Origin of the sequence: Rhodococcus sp. IC4_135 (assembly GCF_011602025.1) — a bacterium.
GTDB lineage: Bacteria > Actinomycetota > Actinomycetes > Mycobacteriales > Mycobacteriaceae > Rhodococcus_F > Rhodococcus_F baikonurensis.
The window spans coordinates 1-3033 of sequence record NZ_JAAOLG010000088.1; the positions used below are offsets into that span (position 1 = coordinate 1).

Consider the following 3033-nt stretch of genomic DNA (forward strand, 5'->3'; position numbering starts at 1 on the left):
CACCGCCAAGATTCGGGACTTCATCAACGGGTGGAACCCACGAGCGCAGCCATTCATCTGGACGAAAACCGCCGAGCAGATACTCGCGAAAGCCGACCGTCGAAAAACTTCAAGAACACCGCACTAGGTCATCGAGTTCTACTGAGTCGACGACGAATTCGATGAGGTCATCTTCGTTGGTCAAGATCTCTCCTAAGCGAGCCGGTCGAGTGCTTTGGTGACGGTGCCGCGACGGTGAGGCACGTCTGATAAGCATTTGAGAATGAGTTCGGCGATATCTGGTGGTAGGTCGGAAGGTACAGCTGGTGGAGTGGAGAGCCGGGTTACTGCCTCGGCAATTCCCATGGCTTCGCCTTGCTTAAAGAACGGATGAACACCGGTTGCGGCCTCGAATAACATCTCCCCTATTGCCCATAGGTCGCTTGCCCTCAGCGCTCTATCTTGGCGGAGTTGCTCGGGCGCCATGTAGAAAGTGGTTCCCAAGAGCGTGGGGTAGCGAGTAATCGACTCCACATCGAGCAACTTGGCGAGTCCGAGATCGAGGATGACTGCGTCGTCGTATTTGCTGTCGCGGAGTGCGATGTTCGCGGGCTTGAGATCACGATGCAAGAGATCGGCTTCATGGAGTGCACGAACTCCAGTGAGGAGTCCTCGGGCCAGACCTCGCAGCTCGTCATGCGAAGGTCGCCGCACCTTGATTAGTTCGGATAGGTCGCAGCCCGGAATGTACTCAAAAATCATTACCGGCCTATCCATCCCTGCGATGTGAAAGGTGCGTACGTCGAACAGCTTGACGACGTGCGCGTTGTCGATACGGCGATACCCTTCGACTTCTCGACTGAGCCGTTTCGCGTCGTCGCCAGTGTTATGGATGATTTTGTATGCCGCGTCGCGGCCGGCGAAATCTGCGCGCCAGGTTTCGCCGAAGCTGCCCGTCCCGCGATACTCAGCCTTTTCAACCCCTAAAGCCGTGCAAACGTCGTCGACCTCGAACTTTTTTGCCATTCCACTCCTGAATTCGCGGTTCGATCGTTGTCGGTTTTGTCGACCACAGTTTTGTGTCGCCCAAATCATTCCTGCGCTGTACGTCGCGATTCATTCATGCTTGTTACAGCTCGCAGATATGGTTCACAGGCGTTGGCACGATTCGGTTCGTTGATTTAGCGTACTGGGCTTCTCAGCTTTGTCTATGGCGTTGGGTTGAGGTTCACCCCGGATGGTGGACACCGAGATAGCGGGACTGATAGTTCCGCTGGAAGGATGTCCTCATGTCCCGCACACGCAGGTCGTTCACGACCGAGTACAAGGTCGAGGCCGCCCACCGGGTGATCGATTCAGGTCGCACCATCGCCGAGGTCGCCCGAGAACTCGGCATTATCGAAGCCCTGCTCGGACGCTGGGTCGCCGACGAACGCCGGCGGATCGAGGCCGCCGTAGCATCCGGTGACCAGCCGCTCACGACTGCGGAACGCACCGAGTTGGCACGGTTGCGTCGGCAGGTTTCCGAGCAGGAGAAAGACATCGCGTTCCTGAAAAAAGCGTCCGCGTACTTCGCGGCCAATCAACAAAAGTAGGGCTCTACGCGTTGATGGCCGCGGAGTACGCGAACTCGGCAATTCATCGGATGGCACGCCTGCTCGAAGTATCGACCTCCGGTTTCTACAAACATCAAAGTCTCAGTGTGAAAACCCGATTAGAAGAACGACAGCAGTGCAGAGCTGATCTGGAAGTGAAGATCCTCGCGATCCACCGGGAGTCGAAAGGGGTCTACGGGGCACCGCGGATCACCGCTGAACTCCGCGACCGTGGTGAAACCGTCACCGAGAAAACGGTTGCCAAGATCATGCGATCGCTCGGTGTCGCCGGGATCAGCCCACGCACGTTCAAGGTCCGCACCACCGTGGTCGATCCGTTCGCATCGTTCCCTGAGGATCTGGTGCAGCGCCGGTTCGATCGGGGGCGCCTCGATGCGGTGTGGACCTCGGATATCACCTACCTGACCTGCGGAGAGGGCGACATGTATCTCTGCGCGATCAAGGACGAACATTCCAAGAAGGTCCTCGGGTGGGCGGTGGCCGATCACATGCGCAGCGAGCTCGTTGTCGATGCTCTGGGCATGGCGGTCGCCGAACGTGGCGGCGATGTCGCGCGCACAATCATGCACTCGGACAGGGGAACTCAATATACCGCGGGGATCCTGAAGCAGGCGTGTGAGCGCTACGGGTTGCGGCGTTCGATGGGTGAAACCGGCATATGCTGGGACAACGCTGGCGCGGAAAGCTTATGGTCGACGTTCAAGCACGAGTACTACTACCGTCACACCTTCACCCATGCCGCCGAATTGGTTGCTGCGGTTGACTACTGGATGAACTTCTACAACACTCGACGTCGGCACTCCACGATCGGAATGCTCAGCCCCCACAACTACGAACAGTTACTGACCGCGCCCATCATGGCCGCGTAACAACTGTCCACTTTTCGGGGTGAACCTCAGTGATGGCACGTCCCTGGGCGGCTGTTGGGATGTGTGGGGCGCCGGCGAGGGTGTTCGGGTTCGGTGGTGCGGGGGAGTGGTGCAGGGTCGTGTGGGGGTGTTGTGAGGCTCGTTTTTGGGTGTTTTTGAATGTTGTTGTGTGTCAGCGTGTTTCGGTATTCGGTTGGTGTTGGGTGGGTTTCGTGGGTTGTGCACGGTGGTGTTTTCGTCAACGTCGAATGTTGTTGTGGTGGTGCGGGTTTCGGTGTTTCTTGTTTTCGGGTTGTTTTGCGGTTTGGTGGGTGGGGGTGTATGATTGGGAGCATGATGATGACGAGGCAGTGGACGCGAGACGGGGCGCTTTCCGTGACCCTTCCCCTCCTCCCCAGCCTCGTTCGGGTGTCGGGTACCGGTTCAGACGTTGCGATGAGTTCGATTGGTGAGAACCAAGATTCGGAATTCAGAGGAGCGAAGCGACTCGATCGACGGCAACGGCACTCGACCCACTGCGAGCCGCGCAGCGGCTCCCTGGCGGGGAGCGCAGCGACTCGCTCCCGTCT

At 58.2% G+C, this 3033-nt stretch carries 3 protein-coding genes; 2 read left to right on the forward strand and 1 reads right to left on the reverse strand.

Going from position 1 to position 3033, the window contains the following annotated elements; translation table 11 throughout:
- Nucleotides 1-192: 192 nt before the first annotated feature.
- Entirely contained in the window at nucleotides 193-1005 is an 813-nt protein-coding gene (locus G8767_RS35025) for a serine/threonine-protein kinase (RefSeq protein ID WP_047269931.1), read from the reverse strand.
- Nucleotides 1006-1268: 263 nt separating this feature from the next.
- On the opposite strand from G8767_RS35025, the gene G8767_RS35030 reads away from it, so the two are divergent.
- Together G8767_RS35030 and G8767_RS35035 are read left to right on the forward strand one after the other, a co-directional pair.
- Nucleotides 1269-1574 carry a transposase gene (locus G8767_RS35030; protein WP_047269518.1) on the forward strand — a complete coding sequence of 102 codons (306 nt, stop codon included), beginning with the start codon at nucleotides 1269-1271 and terminating at the stop codon, nucleotides 1572-1574.
- Between the two features lie 14 nt (nucleotides 1575-1588).
- Complete coding sequence (locus tag G8767_RS35035; RefSeq protein ID WP_047269517.1) at nucleotides 1589-2464, forward strand: IS3 family transposase; 876 nt, start codon at nucleotides 1589-1591, stop codon at nucleotides 2462-2464.
- The last annotated feature ends 569 nt before the right edge of the window (nucleotides 2465-3033 follow it).

Excerpts from the sequence above, each read along its gene's own strand:
- G8767_RS35035 (WP_047269517.1), top strand. The coding sequence starts at position 1,589 with ATGGCCGCGGAGTACGCGAACTCGGCAATTCATCGGATGGCACGCCTG.
- G8767_RS35030 (WP_047269518.1), top strand. The coding sequence starts at position 1,269 with ATGTCCCGCACACGCAGGTCGTTCACGACCGAGTACAAGGTCGAGGCC.
- G8767_RS35025 (WP_047269931.1), bottom strand. The coding sequence starts at position 1,005 with ATGGCAAAAAAGTTCGAGGTCGACGACGTTTGCACGGCTTTAGGGGTT.